The sequence below is a fragment of the Cellulomonas sp. Root137 genome, from assembly GCF_001426725.1.
In the GTDB taxonomy this organism is placed as follows: Bacteria; Actinomycetota; Actinomycetes; order Actinomycetales; family Cellulomonadaceae; genus Cellulomonas.
Genome location: NZ_LMFG01000003.1, coordinates 251537 through 269124 on the forward strand (window position 1 = coordinate 251537; position 17588 = coordinate 269124).

Consider the following 17588-nt stretch of genomic DNA (forward strand, 5'->3'; position numbering starts at 1 on the left):
CGCTCTGGCCTTCCGGTGCTCTACCGAGGCTGAGTGGTGGACCCGACGTCGGCCCGCAAGGGCGCCGCATCCGGTTCGAGGGAGCGGGGAGCCTGCCACGCAGCTGCGACGAGCAAGCACAGCGCGGCGGCAACGGTGATCGACCCGGAGGTCGCTTCCCACCAGGGCCGGGCGTCGTACTCCCCGATGGCGTAGGTGACGGCAGCGACGAGCGGTGTCGCCAGGATCAGGAGGACTGCGGAAGCGCGCGCCCACCCGCGGGCGCCGACGGCGAACCGTGCGAGGAGGACCGGCGGTCCGACCATCCAGATCGCGACCGACCACGCACCGAGCGTGGGGGCGACCACCGCACCGGAGAGCCCGGACCGGAGCGTCGCCACGGCGACCGCCACGAGCGCGGGCTCGGAGGCGAGCAGACCGATCGCGGAGACGAGCCCGGGACGGCGCCCGGTCAGTGCCCACGGCAGGAGCGGCAACGCGATCGCGAGTACCAGCAACGACACGCCGCCCAGCAGCGCGGCGCTGCCGGCCTGCTCCCAGGGCTCGGCCGGCGGCAGGAAGTCGAAGAGGTGGTCCTGCCGCCGCTCGCACGCCTCGACGCCTGAGCACGCCCATCGCTGCCGTGACGCGGCGATCATCAGCGCACCCGACGCGCCAAGAACCGCGGCGACCCAGACCCTCAGCATCCTCAGCGGCATCCGACATCCCCTCTGACCCCAGAGTGCTGCGTGCGTGAGCACGGGAGCGATGCTAGGGCAGAGGTCTCCCTCACCCGGAGGTGTCGACCGGGCGGCGACCGCTCCTTGGGCACACAGTCGGCATCGGGACCGGTACGAACGAGCCACGCGCCGGGGACGTCGCGCCATGGGCCGCGGCGGGATCACAAGTCGTCGATGCCGCGTCTCTAGGGTTGGGGCGTGACCGCAGACAGAGAGTTCGCCACGGCCCGGGAGGCCGCCAACGATCCGCGCATCCTGGTGTTCGGCCGGTTGCTCGGAGCTGCGAACCGGCTGGAGTTCCTCCTCGGCCGCGCGCTGGCGGAGGGCACGGGACTGAGCCATTCCTTGTTCGAGCTCCTGCTGGTGGTCGGGCGGGCAGGTCCGGGTGGCATCGCCGTCCGGGACATCGCTCAGGCGAGGGTCCTGACCTCCGGCGGAGCCACCCGGCTGGTCGATCGCGCGTCCGCGCAGGGTCTGGTCACGCGTCACGCGTCTCCTGACGATGGGCGGGTGCAGCTCGTCGAGCTCACCCGCCGCGGCGAGGAGCTCGTCGTTGCGGCGAGCGCCCTGCACGCGCGCAACATCGAGCGGTACCTCATCGATGTGCTGACACCCGATCAGGCTGCGGTGTTTGCTGAGGCGATACGGACGCTGAGCAAGAGCGCGGCGACGGCACTGCCGGTCATGCCGTGATCAGCGTCCTCGTCGGGAATAGCTGACTAGTCAGCCAATGTTGCGATGCGCATGCGGCGCGACGCGCTGCTGGCCTCCGGTCCACCGGGTGCCGACGAGGAAGGAACTCCCGCCATGTCGCTCGACTTCGAGGTGTTCGATCTCGACTTCCCAGCAGGCTCGCCGAACAAGTCGGCGGTCCTGGTCACCGGTCCCAGCGAGGCGCTCCTGGTCGATGCCGGCTTCACCCGCGCTGACGGCCACCGCCTGGTCGCGGCGATCCTGGACTCCGGCAAGACCCTGACCACCGTCTTCGTCAGCCACGCCGACCCCGACTTCTACTTCGGCCTCGAGGTCGTGGCCGACGCGTTCCCGGACGCCGTGCTCCTGGCCACCCCGATCGTCATCGAGCACATCCAGGCGTCGTTCGAGGGAAAGCTCAAGGCCTGGGCCGCCCTCGGCGCCAACCTGCCCACGCGCCTGGTCCCGCTCACCCCGCTGACCGCCGAGTTCCTGGAGGTCGACGGGCACCGGCTCGAGCTGCGCGGGGGATCGGCCCTGCTGCCGGACCGGCACTACCTCTGGGGCTCCGACGACCGGGCCATCCTCGGCGGTGTGCTCGTCTTCCAGCAGGAGCACGTGTGGACGGCCGACACCGCGACCCAGCCGCAGCGCGCGGCGTGGATCGACCTGCTCGACCAGATGCAGGCGCTCGACCCGCGGCTCGTCGTCCCCGGCCACCGGCTGCCCGGCGCCGCGAACGACCCGAGCGCCCTGGACTACACGCGCACCTACCTGCAGGACTTCGAGCGGATCCTGGCCGAGGCTGCCGACGGCGCAGCGGCGACCGCCGCGCTGGTCGCCGCGTATCCGAGCTCCGGGATGCTGATCGCCGCCCAGCTCGGACCGAAGGTCGCGAAGGGGGAGATGACATGGGGTTGACGGACACCTCCGATCCGGTGACCTCGATCTCGCCCCGCGACGTCGTGCGCCGGCAGTACCTCGCGTCCGCCGCCGGTGACCTCGACGCGCTGCGGGCGACGTTGGCCCCCGATGTCGAATGGACCGAGATGGCCGGCTTCCCGCTGGCCGGCACGTATCGCACCCCGGACGGTGTCACCTCGCACGTCATGGAGGTGCTCGGGCGGGACTGGGACGCATGGACGGCTCACGACGACACGTACGTGGTCGAGGGGGAGAACGTCGTCGTGCTCGCCCGGTACACCGCCACCCACCGGACCAGCCGCAAGGCGCTGAACGTGCGGGTCGCCCACCACTTCATCGTGCGCGGGGGCCTGATCGTGCGGTTCGAGCAGTTCGTCGACACCGCGCTGGTCGCCGAGGCCGCGCGTCCGGTGGGGGAGTGACGCGGAACCTCGGGCACGTCGGCAGGGACGGTCGGAGCTCGTCGGCTCCGACCGTCCCTCCGTCGGTCTGACGGTGCGGAAGCCGATGATCGCGGTGCTGATCGAGATCGTCGCGGAGACGAGAGCGGGAGGATCGCTCCTGCGGCTCCGAAGACCTCGAGGGCAGCGAGCACGGATCTCTCGGGCCGGCCCCAGCGGTCACGCCCCGCGCACCACGCCCTCCAGCAGCCGCTCCGTCGTATCCCACACCCGCCTCGCCTCGTCGGCGCTGCGCAGTGGCCGGTACATCCGCTGCTCGGCCGGCGCGCCGGCCAGGTGCCCAGGCCCCCGCGGCCCGTAGAGCCGCCCGCTGCGGGCGTCAGGGGACGTGGCGGCATACAGAGCGGGCAGCCCGGCGGTCCGGGCCGTGCCGGCGATACCGCGCGCCGACAGCCATCGGATCAGCCGGATCTCCCGGGTGTCCTCCGTCCGGCCGACCTCGGGGCGTGCGGCGAGCAGGCTCGTCGGGGCGACGCCCGGGTGGGACAGGGTGCTGGTGATCCTCCAGCCCGCTGCCGCGCTGCGCCGGGCGAGCTCGAGGCCGAACAGCCCGTACGCGATCTTCGACGAGCGGTATGCCGCCATCCCGTCGTACGAGCGCTCCCAGCTCAGGTCGTCCCAGTGCACCGCGCCGCGTGCCGCGGCGACGCTCACCTGCGACGTGACCGTCGCGTGGCCAGCACGCAGCAGCGGCAGCAGGTGCAGGACGAGGGCGGCGTGGCCGAGATAGTTGGTGCCGAGCTGTAGCTCGAACCCATCGGCGGTCGTGCGCCGGTCGGGCGGCGTCATGACGCCGGCGTTGCCGATCAACAGGTGCACGGGCCGGTCCTCGTCGAGCAGCGTCCGGCTCAGGGCCGCGACGGAGGCGAGCGACGACAGGTCGAGGCTGCGCAGGGACACGTCAGCCCCGGGGACCGCCGCGCGGATGCTGGCGAGGGCGGCCTCGCCCTTGCGAGGGTTCCGCACGGGCAGGACGACCTCGGCCCCGGCGGCCGCCAATCGGGTCGCGATGCCGAGTCCGATCCCGTCGCTGCCGCCGGTGACGACGGCCCTGCGGCCAGACTGGTCAGGCACGGTGATGTCGATGTCTGCTCGGGACACGGTGGCTCCTCGTGGTGGGGTGGGGCTCCACCGTCGCCGAGGCGGCCGGACCTATCCAGGGCGCGCTCATCCGGGGATCGTCAGGCCGTGGATCCACTGCAGCGTGGCGGGTAGAAACGACGGCGGGACCGTGGCGATGGCCGACCGGCCCGGCCGGGGGAGGGTGGCGCATGGACATCGACAGGGCAGGGCTCGCGGAGTTCCTCCGCCGGCGGCGCCAATCGCTGCAGCCGGAGGACGTCGGCTTGCCGCGAGGCCCCCGCCGCCGCACCGACGGCCTGCGCCGCGAGGAGGTCGCCGTGCTCTGCCACATGTCGAGCGACTACTACTCGCGGCTGGAGCGTGAGCGGGGGCCGCAACCATCCGAGCAGATGATCGCCTCGATCGCGCAGGGCCTCCACCTGTCTCTCGGCGAGCGCGACCATCTGTTCCTGCTCGCCGGGCACCGCCCGCCGGCCCGCGGCGCCAGCGGCGAGCACGTCGGCCCAGGCCTGCTCCGGATCCTCGACCGGCTGCAGGACACGCCCGCCGAGGTCGTCACCGAGACCGGCGAGACCCTGCGCCAGACCCCGCCCGGCGTGGCGCTCACGGGCGACACCACGCGGTTCACCGGCCCGTCGCGCAGTCTCGGGTATCGGTGGTTCGCCGACCCGGGCGCCCGCGCACTGTACGAGCCCGAGGACCACGGGTTCCTGTCCCGGCTGTACGCGTCGGGGCTGCGAGAGGTCCTCACCCGACGCGGGCCGGACTCGCGCGCGGCGCGGTACGCCGAGCTGCTGCTCGACCGGAGCGCCGAGTTCCGCGATCTGTGGGAGCGGCACGAGGTCGGCCTTCGTCCGAGTGAGACGAAGCGGTTCGTGCACCCCGAGGTCGGCGCGCTGGAACTCAGCTGTCAGACGCTTGTCGACCCGACGCAGTCGCACCTGCTGCTGGTCTACACGGCGGTCCCGGGCAGCGAGAGCGCGGCGCGGCTCCAGCTGCTCGCGGTCGTAGGTCGGCAGCAGCTCGGTGCGCAGGCGCGGTGAGCTGCGCCACCCCGCGACTCGCGCTCAGAGCGCGATGAGATGGCTTCGAATCGTTCGGCATCGGTCCCCATCGGCCCGGACCTGGCGCGTCCGGTTCTGGCCCTGGTGGGGAAGTCGTCCCGCGCCTGTGCGGTGAGTGTTCTCGGGACCTGGACGTCCTGGGTGCTCATGTTCGGGCGCGGTTTTGTTCGGAGCGATGCCGGAAGCGGTCGCAGGTGCGCCGCCGGAAGGCCAGGGACGCGGACCGGGGTGTGGACTACGGGGTCAGTGGTGTGGGGCCGCTGGCGGACACGGTGGCGGACACGTGGGTGGACACGCGCCCGAAGCCGTTGCCTGGTGTGCACCCCGGTGCCCAGGGGGCCTACCGCTGGAGCCGGAGGACCAGGTCTCTGGTGAGCCGTTCTGGTCCCACCAGGTGCGGTGGCTGGTCCTGGTCCGTGGGGATGTGGGGTACGCGCGGTGGGTCTGGGACCGGTGCGCCTGCCGGGCCGTGACGCGTCCGTCCGTGGAGCTGGTGGCCCTGGCGCGTGCGCGTGGATGGCCGGTGCAGGACCGATGGGGTCACAGCAGGTCTACGCGACGTTCCATGTAGGAGCCTGCCCGTGCGAAACCGCACCGCACGTAGAACGCGGTCAGTTGCTGTCCCCGCTCCGACCCGAAGGTGACGGCCCCGTAGTGCAACTGCACCTTTACGCTGCCGCAGTTCCGGGACTTCTGACAGAAGGCGTCCACCAACGCTTCGCCCACGCCGGTGCGCCGTTGGGCCTGGTCGACGACGAGGAACTGGAGCAAACCGGCGCGTTCACTGCCGGACGACGTGGAAGGCCGCCCAAACACCACGCCAACGGGTGGTCGCGAACCGTCAAGCATGGCCACAAGGACCATTACCTGCGGGGGCAGGTATGCGACGTAGTCGTCCGCGGCCCGGGGGAACTCACTGCGCAGCAGGGCCAACGCGCTGAGAATCTCATCTGGGTCCGCAGGACGGATGTCCAGCCGGGCGGGGTCATTCACGGCTCCCAGCATCGCAGTCGCAGAACGGCCCCAGAAGCGTTATTGGGGGGCGTCATCGGTCTTGCGGCCCACGGGGTCTGTGCGGGACGCAGGGAGGGACTGATTCCTGGAGGGTCGGGCCGCCGCTCCGCGGAGCAATTCCCGCGAGTCGCGACACTTGGCGCTCAGCTCCCGATAAGTTCGGCCCTTGTGACCGTAGATGTTGCCGGGTTCATCAGCACGATCACACCGGGGAGCTGGCCAGACTGGTTCGCCGCTGTCGGAACAACAGCAGCGTTCGCCGTGGCCGCGGTGGCATACACGCGTGACGTGAAGGCACGTCGATGGGCACAAGCGCGGCTGATCTACAGCACGGTGCTGGAGGCCACGCCGTACGGCCCGGCGGAGGCCTTTCCACTGCTCGCCCACGGGGCGCAGGCGGGCGACGGTGATGTGACGTTCGGGACGATGACCACGCGCAACGGTCCCCCGCTGGACATCGCGGAGACGCCGTTCGTGCTCGTGTCTGTCGCCGTTCACAACGGGAGCGATGAACTCATCGGACCAATCTGGGTCAAGGCGTTCGACCGCGACGACGGTCAAACGTGGAACTTCAGCGTGCCGCTCGGATTCGTCGAGCCGCACAACTACGGCGTGGTCGAGTTGTACTGCTCGTACGGCGGCGGCGACGTACCGCGGATCCTGCCCCGCGTGGTGTTTCGGGATTCCGGCAACCGTTGGTGGCGTCGGTCGGGCTGGGACGGTGTCGAGAGACGGCCGAGCCCAACCGCGTGGTGGATGAATCGCCTTAATGAGAAGTGACTTCGCCTAGAGCGGCCGCGTGGGTTGGCTCGTGGCCGTGTGCGTCCCTGCACCGGGGAGTGCCGCGACGGAAGAAGGCGTCTGTGCGGGGCCGCAGCATGGAAGGGCAGAGTCGTACCCCGCGCCGGGCATGTCAGTGGCCGGTGGAATGGTGCCGGGCATGACAAGAACGTGCAGCATCTGCAACCAGCCCGCCACCGGCACGGCGGCCATCCGTCACGAAGTCGTCCGACGCGGTGACCATCTGGACGTCGTGGCCATAACCGTGGCCGCGTGCGGTCCCGCGCATGCCGCGCAGGTGTCACGGGAGCTGGCCACCGTTTGACGGTGCCAGCACCGCCCCGGGTCCCGGCGCGTCTGCCGCCGTGGCCGCCTTGCCACGCCAGCATGGCGGCCATGAACGGATGGCAGATAGCCGCCTTGGCCGTGCAGGTGCTGGGCCTAATCGTGACCGCCTGGGGCATCCGGACCACATGGGTGGCGCACCCCACCGGGCAACCGTTCCTGGCCCCCGCGGAGGCCGCGTGGAAGGCCACCACGACCCGCGTGGAGCAGACGGCCCGGCGGGTGTCCGGCGGCCAGTTCACGGCACCCTGAACGCCGCCACCGCGAACCTGACCGTGACCTTCACTGGGACGGCCAGCGCCACCGTCTGGCCCGCCCTGCCCATCGACCCGGCGGCGTTCCACCGGGCGGTCAACGCCCACCTGTCGCGCCTGACCCTAGAAAGTGTCGGGCACACCAACACCCTGGCTGCTGAGAAGAGGGCGCGGGAGCAGGAGGTGGCCGCGGTCCAGGCCGCCCTGGACACCACGGCGGCAGACCTGCGGGCAGAGGTGCACCAGGCGGCCAGCGAAGGATTGCGGGAGCAGACGGTGGGCGTGGGTCTGGTGGCCATCGGCCTGGTGTTCCAGTTGCTGGCGGGGGGCTGAGGCTCCGACCAGGGCGTCAGCCGTTCGTCTGGCGGTGCGCCCGGTGGTGCGCCCACGTGTCAGCGTGGTCAGCCAGCCGGTAGACGCCCATGCCCAGCATCGGCAGGCCCCCGGCCAGTGCCGCCCAGCCAGCGATGGCGAACGGGACTGACGGCCCCTTGCCCTGCATGGATGCCGGGGTCTGAACTCCGAAGTACCAGGAGGTCAGGAGCAGGGCGGCCGACAGGACCACCAGCACGGTCCCGGCGGCTAGATCGACAGCGGCGTAGAGGACGCGGCGCGGCGTGTTCATGGGCGGAGCATGGCAGGGCCCGGGCGGCGCTGAGGCTGGTTCTGTCGCGTGCCCAGGTGGTTCACCTGTGTGCGCTGACCCGGTCCGCGGGGACCCACGCCAACCAGTGCCGGTTCGGTCCCAGCGTCTGCCGGACACACAGCCAGTCCGCCGGGGCGGGTGGAGCTGGAGCCCGGGACACCACCACGACGGGGACCCCGGTGACCACCCCGGAGTACAGGTCCGAACGGACCACGGCGGACCGGTACGGCTCCACGGGCGTCGCTCCGGTGGGGTCCCCGAGGGTGCGGATGTACCGCTGGAAGTCCATGGCCCGGACGGTACGGGGGAGCGGTGACAGGACCCCGCGACGGGACGCGGTCCTGTTCCTTGTTCCACGTACGTTCCACGGGAACACGTTGCCGCAGTTCAGATGGGTGCCCCGAGTGGGATTCGAACCCACACTGGATCGGGTTTGAGCCGAACGCCTCTGCCGGTTGGGCTATCGGGGCCGTGCAGCAGGATAGCCCGACCGCACGATCACCTCGGCGCGCGTATCCGGCTCACGGTGAACGGGTCGGGCTGCTCACCGGCGGCCCGCTCGCCGAACTGACTGTTCACCACGAGCAGCGACCGGCCGACGAGCGCGGCCGTCGTGGGGTCGTCGAACCCCGGATCGGTGGTCCGCGAGACGACGGTGCCGCTGAGCAGCTGACGATCGAGCGCGATGGTCACCACGTACCCCACCGGTCCCTGGCGTTCGACGGCGTAGAGCGTGCGACCGCTCAGGACGAGCCCGTCGCCGGCGACGGTCGCGCCGCCGAGGTCGACCGCGGTGACGCTCCGGTCGCGCAGGCCGATCCGGAACAGGGTGGCGGTGTTCGACTGCGCGACCACCGCGTGCCGGCCGTCGGGCGACACGACGATCCCGTTGACGTTGAACCCGGTCGTGTACTGCAGCGCCGTCCCGGTGAAGTCGAGGAAGGTCGGCAGCAGCGTCACACCGGGGGCGCGGCGGTCGGCGGCGTCGATGCGGTAGAGCACGGGCCGCAGGGAGTCGGTGACGTACACGTCTCCGCGCGGACCGATGGCGATGTCGTTGAGGAACGTCGGGGCGCCGGTCTGCTCCACCTGCCACGTCCCGGTGAGCTCGCGCGTCCGCACGTCGTACGCGAAGACGCGTCCGGTGGCGCCGCCGGCCACGAACAGGGTGCGCCCGTCGACCTTCATGCCGACCGCGGACGTCCGGCCGTCGACGCCCCCGAGCAGGAACGTCGTCGCGGTGGGGGAGTGCAGCGTGCCGCGGTAGACCGTCCCGTCGGTCGTGCTGCCGACGTAGAACGTGTCGCCGCGCGCGGCGATGCCCTCCGGGTAGATGTCGTCGGCCGCGGGTCCGGCCGGGTCGAGCAGGTAGCTGTCCGGCCGGTCGTGGGCGAGGGCCGCCGGGCTGGCGACGCCGAGCAGGAGCAGGGCTGTGGCGGCTGCGAGGGCCGCGCGGACGGATCGGTGGGTGCGCATCATCGGGCCTCCTCGGACGAGTCGGGTCTCCTCGAGGCTACGTCCGCTGCGCGCCGATGGGCAGCGCGTGGGCTGCCTCACAGGTGCAACCACTGCGAAGCGAGCGGCGGCGACCACTACTCTGAGCACGTGAGCACTGACGCGACCCCCGAACCCACCGAGGCGGCCCCTGACGCCTTCGACCTGAGCACCCCGGCTCCGACGGCTGAGCCCACGGCTCCCGCCGCCCGTCCGGCGCGGCGCGCGGTCGTGGCCGAGGACGAGGCGCTCATCCGGATGGACGTCGTCGAGACGCTGCGCGACGCCGGTTTCGACGTGGTCGGTGAGGCCGGCGACGGCGAGCAGGCGGTCCAGCTGGTCACCGATCTCAAGCCCGACGTCGTCGTCATGGACGTGAAGATGCCCGTGCTCGACGGGATCTCGGCGGCGGAGCGCATCGGCAAGGCGCACCTGGCCCCGGTGGTGCTCCTCACGGCCTTCTCGCAGAAGGAGCTCGTGGAGCGGGCGCGCGACGCCGGTGCCATGGCCTACGTGATCAAGCCGTTCAGCCCGGCCGACCTGCTGCCCGCGGTGGAGATCGCGATCTCGCGGTATGCGCAGATCAGCGCCCTGGAGTCGGAGGTCGCGGACCTGGCGGAGCGGTTCGAGACGCGCAAGCGCGTGGACCGTGCCAAGGGTCTGCTCATGACGAAGATGGGCCTGACCGAGCCGGAGTCGTTCCGGTGGATCCAGAAGACGTCGATGGACCGTCGGCTCACCATGCGCGAGGTGGCCGACGCGGTCATCGAGCAGGTGGGTGGCGCGTCCTCCTGACGCGAGCGTGACGAGGGGCCGGTCGGAGAACATCCGACCGGCCCCTCGTCGTTCAGTGGCGGGTCACCTCGACGACGAGGGCGCGGTGGTCGGACAGCCCCGTGTCGACCGAGCGGGCGGGGCCGGTGGGCTGGATCGACCCGTCGCCGAGGATGTGGTCGAGCTGGCGGTCCGGCTCGGCGACCGGGAACGTGTCGGCCGCGGCCAGTGCGCGCAGGCCCGACGTCCGGACCGCGGTATCCCGCTCGATGTTCAGGTCACCCATGAGCGCCAGCGGGCGGGGGTACGGACGCAGGAGTTCGACGAGCTGCCGCAGCTGCCGCCGGTTCCAGCCGGGGATGTACGTCAGATGCGTGGCGACGACGGTGAGGGGGCCGTCGGGGTGCTCGACGACGGCGACGAGGGCCGCGCGGGGCTCGTCGCGCACGAGCGTGGGCCAGCGCGCGTCCGGCCAGCGCACCGGGGCGCGGCGGCGCAGGACGGGGAGCTGCAGGACGTGCCAGGACCGCACCGGGTGCCGGCTCAGGAGTGCGATCCCGTAGCTCGCGACGGCGGGCTGGTGGTCGCCGGTCGCGGCGGTCCACACGCCGGGCTCGCCGTGCAGTGTCGCGACGAAGCGGTGCGCGGGGGCGCCCATCGCCTCGGCGGCCACGACCGTCAGGTCGGCGCCGTGGGACCGCGGCTGGTCACGATCCACCTCCTGGAGCGCGAGCACGTCGGCGTCCAGCTCGCGCACGGCGTCGGCGAACCGCCCCACGTGGACCTCGCCGTCGACCAGCGAGCGACCGTGCAGGATGTTGAAGGTGGCCAGGCGCACCCTGCCGATTGTCCCGGCCGACCTGCGAGCCCGCGCGTCGGCGTGTAGACAGTCGTTCCATGACGCAGCAAGGCGCCCTGGTCGACCCGCCCGACGACCGCACCGCCCTCCAGGACGGCCTGCGGCTGGTCGCGGTGGCGCTGACCGACGCCGAGATCCCCTTCGCCCTCGTCGGCGGGTACGCGGCCTGGGCCCGGGGCGCCCCCGAACCGAGCCACGACGCGGACTTCGCCGTGACGCCCGAGGACGTCGAGCGCGCCAAGGAGGCGATCGCGGCCGCCGGGCTGGACGTGGAGCAGCCTGCCGAGAACTGGCTGTTCAAGGCGTTCCACCACGGTCAGCTGGTCGACGTCCTGTTCCGCATGGTCGGTGAGCCGATCACGAGCGAGCTCCTGGCGCGCAGCGACGTGCTCGAGGTGCTGGCGGTGCGGATGCCCGTGCTGCAGGCGACCGACATCGTCTCGGCGAAGCTGCGGGTGCTGGGGGAGCACGCGTGCGACTTCGGGCGGCTCCTCGCCATCGTGCGGGCGCTGCGCGAGCAGCTCGACTGGCCGCGGATCCGCGCGGACGCGGTCGGGCACCCCTACGCGCGGGCGTTCCTCTTCCTGGCCGACGAGCTCGGCATCACCGACGCGGACGGTGCGTCGACGTCGTCGGACGTAGCCCCCGGGGCGGCCGCACCGGCGTCCTGAGGCCGGTCGCGCGTCCAGTTCCCCTTGTTACTGGTTGGTCACAACTCGGCAACAACCCGTCGTGAGACACCCAGATTCACATCGCGGACACAAACAATGAGTACCTTCGCGCCACACCTGCAGGATCCCTACCGGGTTCCAGTGGATCGCAGTACTCACAGAGGGGTACCAGGCATGATTCGTTCGACCCACGTAGTCCGCGCCGCCGCCTTGGCCGGCGCTGTCGCCCTCGCCCTGACCGCGTGCAGCGGCTCGGACGAGCCGGCCGACAGCGAGAGCTCCGCAGCGCCCACCGCTTCGGGCCCGCTCAAGATCGGCTCCCTGCTCCCCGTCACGGGCAACCTCGCGTACCTCGGCCCGCCCGAGATCGCCGGCGTCGACCTGGCCATCAAGGACATCAACGACGCCGGTGGCGTCAACGGCGTCCCGGTGACGGTCTCGCACAAGGACTCGGGCCCCACGTCCGACCTCGCGACCATCGGCACCCCGTCCGCCAAGGCGCTGATCGAGGAGGGTGTGCACGTCATCATCGGCGCCGCGTCCTCCGGCCTGTCGCTCGGCGTCGTCGGCCCGATCACGGACGCCGAGATCGTGCAGATCTCGCCCGCCAACACGGCGGCGGACCTGTCCGGCATCAGCCCGTACTACTTCCGCACCGCCCCGCCGGACGAGGTCCAGGGCCAGGCCCTCGCGACGCAGATCATCGCGGACGGCAAGAAGAACGTCGGCATCCTCGTGTTCGACGACCCCTACGGCACGGGTCTGCGCGGCTTCGTCCAGCAGAACCTCGAGCCCGCGGGCGTCAACGTGACCTACGGCGCCGAGGGCGCGGGTCAGGACTTCCCGCCCGAGCTGCAGGACTACTCCACCGAGGTCGGCGAGGTCGTCGCCACGAACCCCGACGCGATCGTGATCATCACGTTCGACGAGGTCCGTGTCATCGTTCCTCAGCTGGTCCAGGCCGGCTACGACATGTCGAACGTGTACCTCGTCGACGGCAACGTGGCCAGCTTCAAGCAGGACCCGGCCGACAGCGCCAAGTTCTTCTTCGACCCGGGCACGATGGAGGGCGCGCAGGGCACCAACCCGGGCGCCAACCCGACTGACGACTTCAAGGCTCGCCTGCTTGAGGTCAACCCGGACCTGAAGGACTTCAACTACGGTCCCGAGTCCTACGACGCGACCATCCTTGCCGCCCTCGCGGCGGTCAAGGGCGGCCAGAACGACGGCCCGACCGTGCAGGCCAACATGGCTGCCGTGTCCGGCACGACGGACGGCGAGGAGTGCGCGACGTTCGCGGACTGCGTCGAGCTGATCAAGGACGGCAAGGAGATCACCTACCAGGCTGTCTCCGGCGTCGGCCCGTTCAACGACAACAACGACCCGTCGTCGGCGTTCGTCGGCATCTACAAGTACGACGCCGAGAACGTGCCCGTGTGGCAGAAGGCGGAGTTCGGCGAGGTCAAGGGCAGCTGACGACAGTCAGCCCCGCATGACGCGAGGCCCGGCAGGGGAGTGATCCCCTGCCGGGCCTTCGTCGTTGTGGCGACGAGCAGAAAGAGGCCCGGCCGGGATGTTCTCCGGCCGGGCCTCTGTGTGCGTGCTCTCAGTCCTCGGGGGCGATCTCGTCCGCCGCCAGCGTGCCGAGGTACAGCTCGATCACCTTGGGGTCGTGCATGAGCTCACGTCCCGTGGCGGTGTAGGCGTTGCGTCCCTGGTCGAGGACGTATCCCCGGTCGCAGATCTGCAGGGCGCGCCGGGCGTTCTGCTCGACGATGATGATCGAGACGCCCGCGCGGTTGATCTTGCGGGTGCGGATGAACGTCTCGTCCTGCCGCACGGGGGACAGGCCGGCGGAGGGCTCGTCGAGGAGCAGCACCTTCGGGTCCATCATGAGCGCGCGGCCCATGGCCACCATCTGACGCTCACCGCCGGACAGCGAACCGGCGCGCTGACCGCGGCGGTCCTTGAGGTTCGGGAACAGGTCGATGATGAAGTCGAGCCGCTCGGCGAACTTGCCCGGCTTGAGGAAGCCCCCCATCTGGAGGTTCTCCTCGACCGACAGGGACGGGAAGACGTTGTTGTTCTGCGGGACGCACCCGACGCCGCGGGCGACCAGGTCGTTCGCCTTGAGGTTGGTGATGTCCTCGCCGCCCAGGGTCACCGAGCCGGTACGCACGTGCACCAGGCCGAAGATCGCCTTGAGCAGGGTCGACTTGCCGGCGCCGTTGGGGCCGATGATGCCGACCAGCTCGCCCGGGTACAGGTCGAGGTTGCACCCGTTGAGGATGTTCACCCCGGGGATGTAGCCCGCGACGAGCTCGTCGGCGCGCAGCAGGGGCTCTCCCCGGTCCACGGGGGACGGTGCTGCGGCGGATTCGGTGACGGTCATTCCGTGGCCTCCTCGGCCTCGAGCTGTTCGAGCACACCCTCGGCCATGACGCTCTCGTCGCCGAGGTCGGTGTCGTGGTGGGCGCCGAGGTAGGCGTCGACGACGGCCGGGTTCTCCATGACGGCGGACGGCGGCCCCTCGGCGACGATCTTGCCCTCCGCCATGACCACCACCCAGTCGGCGATCCGGCGGACCATCTGCATGTCGTGCTCGACGAACAGCACCGTGGTGCCCTCGTCGCGCACGGTCTGGATGTGCCCGAGCAGAGACTGCGTGAGCGCGGGGTTCACGCCGGCCATCGGCTCGTCGAGCATGACCAGCTCGGGCTTGGCCATGAGTGCCCGGGCCATCTCCAGGAGCTTGCGCTGTCCGCCGGAGAGCGACCCCGCGAAGTCCTCGCTCTTGGCGTCGAGCTTGAACCGGATCAGCAGCTCTTCGGCCTGCGCGGTGATCTCGCGCTCACGGGCCGCCCAGAGCGGCTTGACCAGCGAGGTGAAGAAGCCCTCGCCCGGTTGCTTGGTGGCGCCGAGCTGCATGTTCTGCAGGACGGTGAGCCGGGAGAGCGCCTTGGTCAGCTGGAAGGTGCGCACCATGCCGGCCCGGGCGACGCGGCCCGCGGAGACGCCGTTCAGACGACGACCGTCGAACTCCCAGGTGCCGGAGTTGGGCTTGTCGAAGCCGGTGAGCAGGTTGAACAGCGTCGTCTTGCCGGCACCGTTGGGGCCGATCAGCGCGGTGATCGCGCCGCGCTGCACCTCGAGGTGACGGACGTCGACCGCGGTCATGCCACCGAACCGGCGCACGACGTCGTCGGCGACGATGATCGGGTCCGGCTTGGCGACGCCGGGCTCGGGGGCCACGCCCGCGAGCGCCTGAGCCGCCGTCTTCGCGAGCGGTGCGGGGGAGGACAGCTCAGCGGACATCGAGCATCAGCTCCTTCTTGTCACCGAAGATGCCCTGCGGCCGGAAGATCACCAGGAGCATCAACGTGATGCCCACCAGGATGCCCGCGAGCGGCTCGAGCTGCTCGGGCCGCAGGACGGACGGCAGCACGTCGCGCATGACCGTCTTGATGAACATGAGCGCGACGAAGAAGATCATCGACCCGATCACCGGACCCCACAGGGTGGCGGCGCCACCGAGCAGCAGGATCGTCCAGATGAAGAAGGTCATCGACCGGCCCATCGCGTCGGGCTGGACGCTGGCGGGCATCACGAACAGGACGCCCGCGAAGCCGGCCATCGCGCCACCGAGCACGAGCGCCTGCATCTTGTAGCCGTAGACGCTCTTGCCGAGCGAGCGCACGGCGTCCTCGTCCTCGCGGATGCCCTTGAGCACACGCCCCCACGGGCTGGACATGAGGCGCCAGACCAGCAGCACGGCGAGCAGGACGGCGGCCCACGCGACGATGCGCGTCCACCAGCCGTCACCGACGTTGTTGGCGTACGCGAACGGCCCGAGCGCGGTCCTCCCGTCCGGGAGCACCGAGAGGCCGAGGAAGTCCTTGTTGAACCTGCTGGCGGGGATGCCGGCCGCGCCGTTGGTGATGTCGGAGAGCACGGACGACCGCCCGATGAGCCGGACGATCTCCGCCGCGGAGATGGTGACGATCGCGAGATAGTCGCCGCGCAGCTTCAGCGTGGGTATGCCGAGGATGAGCGCGAAGACGACCGAGCAACCCACCCCGACCAGCGCCGAGAGCGGGAAGCCCTGGCCGGCCTGCGCGGTGGCGGCGAACCCGTAGGCGCCGACGAGCATGAAGCCCGCCTGCCCCATGTTGAGCAGACCCGTGAAGCCGAAGTGGATGTTCAGGCCGATGGCCGCGAGCGCGTAGGCCGCGGTGGTGGGGGCGATCAGCTCGCCCGCAGTGAGGGACAGCAGGTCCGACCAGTTCATGGGAGTCTCCTAGCCGACCCGCTCGGCGCGGCCGAGGATGCCTTGAGGTCTGATGAGCAGGACGAGGATCAGGATCAGCAGCGCGACGGCGAACTTGAGGCTCGACGGCAGCCAGAGGGTCGACATCTCCACGACGACACCGATGATGAGCGAGCCGATGAGCGCGCCGTAGGCGGTGCCCAGACCACCGAGGGTGACCGCGGCGAACATCAGCAGCAGCATCTGCAGGCCGAGGTCCCAGGCTGCTCCGTTGAAGGCCAGCGCGAGCAGTGCGCCGCCCAGGCCGGCGAGGCCGGTGGCCAGGATCCACACGAGCCGGATGATCTTGTCCACGTCGATGCCCGAGGCGGCCGCGAGGGCGGGGTTGTCCGAGATGGCCCGGGTAGCGCGGCCGGTGCGGGTGCGCTGCAGGAAGAGCGCGACGCCGACGAGCACGATGGTGGCGCACCCCATCGCGATGTACGACGGGATCGACAGCCGGATCGGGCCGATGCTCCAGGACTTGGCGATCGAGGGCAGGACCTGCAGGGTGCTGCCGCCGAAGCGGAACTGGAACGCGTACTGGAGAGCCAGCGACAGCCCGATGCTGACGATCATCAGCTGGACCAGGCCCACTCTGCGTCGCCGCAATGGTTGCCATATGCCGACGTCCTGGAGCCAGCCGCTGGCGGCCGAGAGGACCACCGCGGCCAGCACCGACAGGACGATCGGCCAGTGCAGCTGGATGGAGAACACGAACGTCAGCAGGGCGCCCAGGGTGACCTGCTCGCCGTGCGAGAAGCTCGACATCCCGGTGGTGCCGTAGATCAGGGAGAGCCCGACCGCGGCGAGGGCGAGGATCAGGCCGTACCGGATGCCGAGCGCGAACTGCTGGAGGAGCCGCGTGGGGGTGACCGTGCCCGTCGTGGTGGACGAGCTGCCGCCGGTGCTCGGCGTGGCGTCCAGCACGAGGTTGAAGTCGACGGTCGACGAGGCGCCGACGACGGCGAGCTGCTCGACCGGGTTCTCCGCCGAGTCCGCGAGGGCCGCGGTCGAGGGGAGCGTCGACTCGTCGAGCTCGACCGTGTAGCGCGCCCGTCCGGGGATCGCGACGGCCCACGTGCCGTTGGCGGCCGTGGTGGCCGACTCCTCGAACTCGTCGTCCTCGTTCGACACCGTGATGGTGACGCCTTCCACGGGTCCGGCGGTGTTCTGCAGCGTCCCGCCGATGCACCCGGTCTCGGCGTCGGCGACGCAGGTGACCGCCGCGGTGGCGGAGGCAGACTCGGCTTGCAGGCCGATGACGCCGACGAGTGCTGCCGCGAGCATGCTCAGCGCGATCAACAATCGAGTTCTGCGGGGCCTGTCCGTCGTCGCAACATGCGGCACGGTGGGTCTCCGTCCAGGTTCTAGGGGGCCGGGCTCGTGCACGGGTCCGACGGCATTGTCGAACCAGCGCGACGCCTGCCGTGTGGCAGGACGATAGGCAGGGATTGTGTCTTGTTCATTTCGCGATGGCGAGTGTCGGGGCCGTGCGGGC

Annotated in this window: 21 protein-coding genes and 1 tRNA gene; 10 read left to right on the forward strand and 12 right to left on the reverse strand. The window is 70.8% G+C overall.

All coding sequences use genetic code 11. The annotated features are described in order from the left end of the window. Positions 1–20 precede the first annotated feature (20 nt). Positions 21–638 (reverse strand): hypothetical protein, encoded by a 618-nt coding sequence (locus tag ASD18_RS16210; RefSeq protein ID WP_156388046.1) that lies wholly within the window; start codon positions 636–638, stop codon positions 21–23. Between the two features lie 279 nt (positions 639–917). Here ASD18_RS16210 and ASD18_RS16215 point away from each other — a divergent pair, with 279 nt between their 5' ends. From ASD18_RS16215 to ASD18_RS16225, 3 genes are read left to right on the forward strand one after another with little or no spacing between them, the layout of a single operon-like run. After that, entirely contained in the window at positions 918–1412 is a 495-nt protein-coding gene (locus ASD18_RS16215) for a MarR family winged helix-turn-helix transcriptional regulator (RefSeq protein WP_056094421.1), read from the forward strand. A gap of 45 nt (positions 1413–1457) precedes the next feature. Then, entirely contained in the window at positions 1458–2333 is an 876-nt protein-coding gene (locus tag ASD18_RS16220; protein ID WP_235522434.1) for an MBL fold metallo-hydrolase, read from the forward strand. Beyond that, on the forward strand, positions 2324–2758 hold the full coding sequence (locus ASD18_RS16225) for a nuclear transport factor 2 family protein (protein ID WP_056094427.1): 435 nt from the start codon (positions 2324–2326) through the stop codon (positions 2756–2758). The genes ASD18_RS16220 and ASD18_RS16225 overlap by 10 nt, the downstream gene beginning before the upstream one ends. A 198-nt stretch (positions 2759–2956) precedes the next feature. Here ASD18_RS16225 and ASD18_RS16230 read toward each other — a convergent pair whose 3' ends face one another. Next, positions 2957–3898 carry an SDR family oxidoreductase gene (locus ASD18_RS16230; RefSeq protein WP_056094430.1) on the reverse strand — a complete coding sequence of 314 codons (942 nt, stop codon included), beginning with the start codon at positions 3896–3898 and terminating at the stop codon, positions 2957–2959. Between the two features lie 170 nt (positions 3899–4068). Here ASD18_RS16230 and ASD18_RS16235 point away from each other — a divergent pair, with 170 nt between their 5' ends. After that, positions 4069–4923 (forward strand): helix-turn-helix transcriptional regulator, encoded by an 855-nt coding sequence (locus ASD18_RS16235; protein ID WP_056094432.1) that lies wholly within the window; start codon positions 4069–4071, stop codon positions 4921–4923. A 561-nt stretch (positions 4924–5484) separates the two neighbouring features. Here the strand turns inward: ASD18_RS16235 and ASD18_RS16240 are convergent. After that, the gene (locus ASD18_RS16240; RefSeq protein WP_162251759.1) at positions 5485–5937 is read right to left on the reverse strand and encodes a GNAT family N-acetyltransferase; all 453 of its coding nucleotides are present in this window, start codon (positions 5935–5937) and stop codon (positions 5485–5487) included. 282 nt (positions 5938–6219) lie between these two features. On the opposite strand from ASD18_RS16240, the gene ASD18_RS16245 reads away from it, so the two are divergent. The 3 genes from ASD18_RS16245 to ASD18_RS16255 all read left to right on the forward strand — a co-directional run bounded on the left by ASD18_RS16245 (position 6220) and on the right by ASD18_RS16255 (position 7670). Beyond that, the gene (locus tag ASD18_RS16245; protein WP_156388047.1) at positions 6220–6738 is read left to right on the forward strand and encodes a hypothetical protein; all 519 of its coding nucleotides are present in this window, start codon (positions 6220–6222) and stop codon (positions 6736–6738) included. A gap of 396 nt (positions 6739–7134) precedes the next feature. After that, on the forward strand, positions 7135–7335 hold the full coding sequence (locus ASD18_RS16250) for a hypothetical protein (protein WP_156388048.1): 201 nt from the start codon (positions 7135–7137) through the stop codon (positions 7333–7335). A 23-nt stretch (positions 7336–7358) separates the two neighbouring features. Beyond that, positions 7359–7670 carry a hypothetical protein gene (locus ASD18_RS16255; RefSeq protein WP_056094449.1) on the forward strand — a complete coding sequence of 104 codons (312 nt, stop codon included), beginning with the start codon at positions 7359–7361 and terminating at the stop codon, positions 7668–7670. 16 nt (positions 7671–7686) lie between these two features. Here the strand turns inward: ASD18_RS16255 and ASD18_RS16260 are convergent, their stop codons facing one another. The 4 genes from ASD18_RS16260 to ASD18_RS16275 form a co-directional block, all read right to left on the reverse strand. Then, complete coding sequence (locus ASD18_RS16260; protein WP_156388049.1) at positions 7687–7962, reverse strand: hypothetical protein; 276 nt, start codon at positions 7960–7962, stop codon at positions 7687–7689. A gap of 61 nt (positions 7963–8023) precedes the next feature. Further along, the gene (locus tag ASD18_RS16265) at positions 8024–8272 is read right to left on the reverse strand and encodes a hypothetical protein (protein ID WP_056094454.1); all 249 of its coding nucleotides are present in this window, start codon (positions 8270–8272) and stop codon (positions 8024–8026) included. Positions 8273–8379: 107 nt separating this feature from the next. Beyond that, positions 8380–8453, reverse strand: a tRNA-Leu gene (locus tag ASD18_RS16270). Between the two features lie 28 nt (positions 8454–8481). After that, positions 8482–9462 carry an SMP-30/gluconolactonase/LRE family protein gene (locus ASD18_RS16275; protein WP_056094457.1) on the reverse strand — a complete coding sequence of 327 codons (981 nt, stop codon included), beginning with the start codon at positions 9460–9462 and terminating at the stop codon, positions 8482–8484. Between the two features lie 126 nt (positions 9463–9588). Between ASD18_RS16275 and ASD18_RS16280 the strand changes: the two genes are divergently transcribed. Beyond that, complete coding sequence (locus tag ASD18_RS16280) at positions 9589–10272, forward strand: ANTAR domain-containing response regulator (RefSeq protein WP_056094460.1); 684 nt, start codon at positions 9589–9591, stop codon at positions 10270–10272. A 52-nt stretch (positions 10273–10324) separates the two neighbouring features. Here the strand turns inward: ASD18_RS16280 and ASD18_RS16285 are convergent, their stop codons facing one another. After that, entirely contained in the window at positions 10325–11089 is a 765-nt protein-coding gene (locus ASD18_RS16285; protein ID WP_056094463.1) for an endonuclease/exonuclease/phosphatase family protein, read from the reverse strand. A gap of 59 nt (positions 11090–11148) precedes the next feature. Here ASD18_RS16285 and ASD18_RS16290 point away from each other — a divergent pair, with 59 nt between their 5' ends. Both ASD18_RS16290 and ASD18_RS16295 read left to right on the forward strand, forming a co-directional pair. Beyond that, complete coding sequence (locus ASD18_RS16290; RefSeq protein WP_056094466.1) at positions 11149–11781, forward strand: nucleotidyltransferase family protein; 633 nt, start codon at positions 11149–11151, stop codon at positions 11779–11781. 174 nt (positions 11782–11955) lie between these two features. Then, positions 11956–13257: an ABC transporter substrate-binding protein gene (locus ASD18_RS16295; RefSeq protein ID WP_056094469.1), complete on the forward strand. Its 1302-nt coding sequence runs from the start codon at positions 11956–11958 to the stop codon at positions 13255–13257. A gap of 130 nt (positions 13258–13387) precedes the next feature. On the opposite strand, the gene ASD18_RS16300 is transcribed toward ASD18_RS16295, so the two are convergent. The 4 genes from ASD18_RS16300 to ASD18_RS16315 are packed head-to-tail and all read right to left on the reverse strand — an operon-like array spanning position 13388 to position 17392. Beyond that, positions 13388–14173 (reverse strand): ABC transporter ATP-binding protein, encoded by a 786-nt coding sequence (locus ASD18_RS16300; RefSeq protein WP_056094472.1) that lies wholly within the window; start codon positions 14171–14173, stop codon positions 13388–13390. Continuing rightward, complete coding sequence (locus ASD18_RS16305; protein WP_056094475.1) at positions 14170–15096, reverse strand: ABC transporter ATP-binding protein; 927 nt, start codon at positions 15094–15096, stop codon at positions 14170–14172. Before ASD18_RS16305 ends, ASD18_RS16300 begins: the two co-directional genes overlap by 4 nt. Continuing rightward, entirely contained in the window at positions 15086–16069 is a 984-nt protein-coding gene (locus tag ASD18_RS16310) for a branched-chain amino acid ABC transporter permease (RefSeq protein ID WP_056094479.1), read from the reverse strand. The genes ASD18_RS16305 and ASD18_RS16310 overlap by 11 nt, the downstream gene beginning before the upstream one ends. A 9-nt stretch (positions 16070–16078) precedes the next feature. After that, entirely contained in the window at positions 16079–17392 is a 1314-nt protein-coding gene (locus tag ASD18_RS16315) for a branched-chain amino acid ABC transporter permease (protein WP_235522435.1), read from the reverse strand. Between the last annotated feature and the right edge of the window lie 196 nt (positions 17393–17588).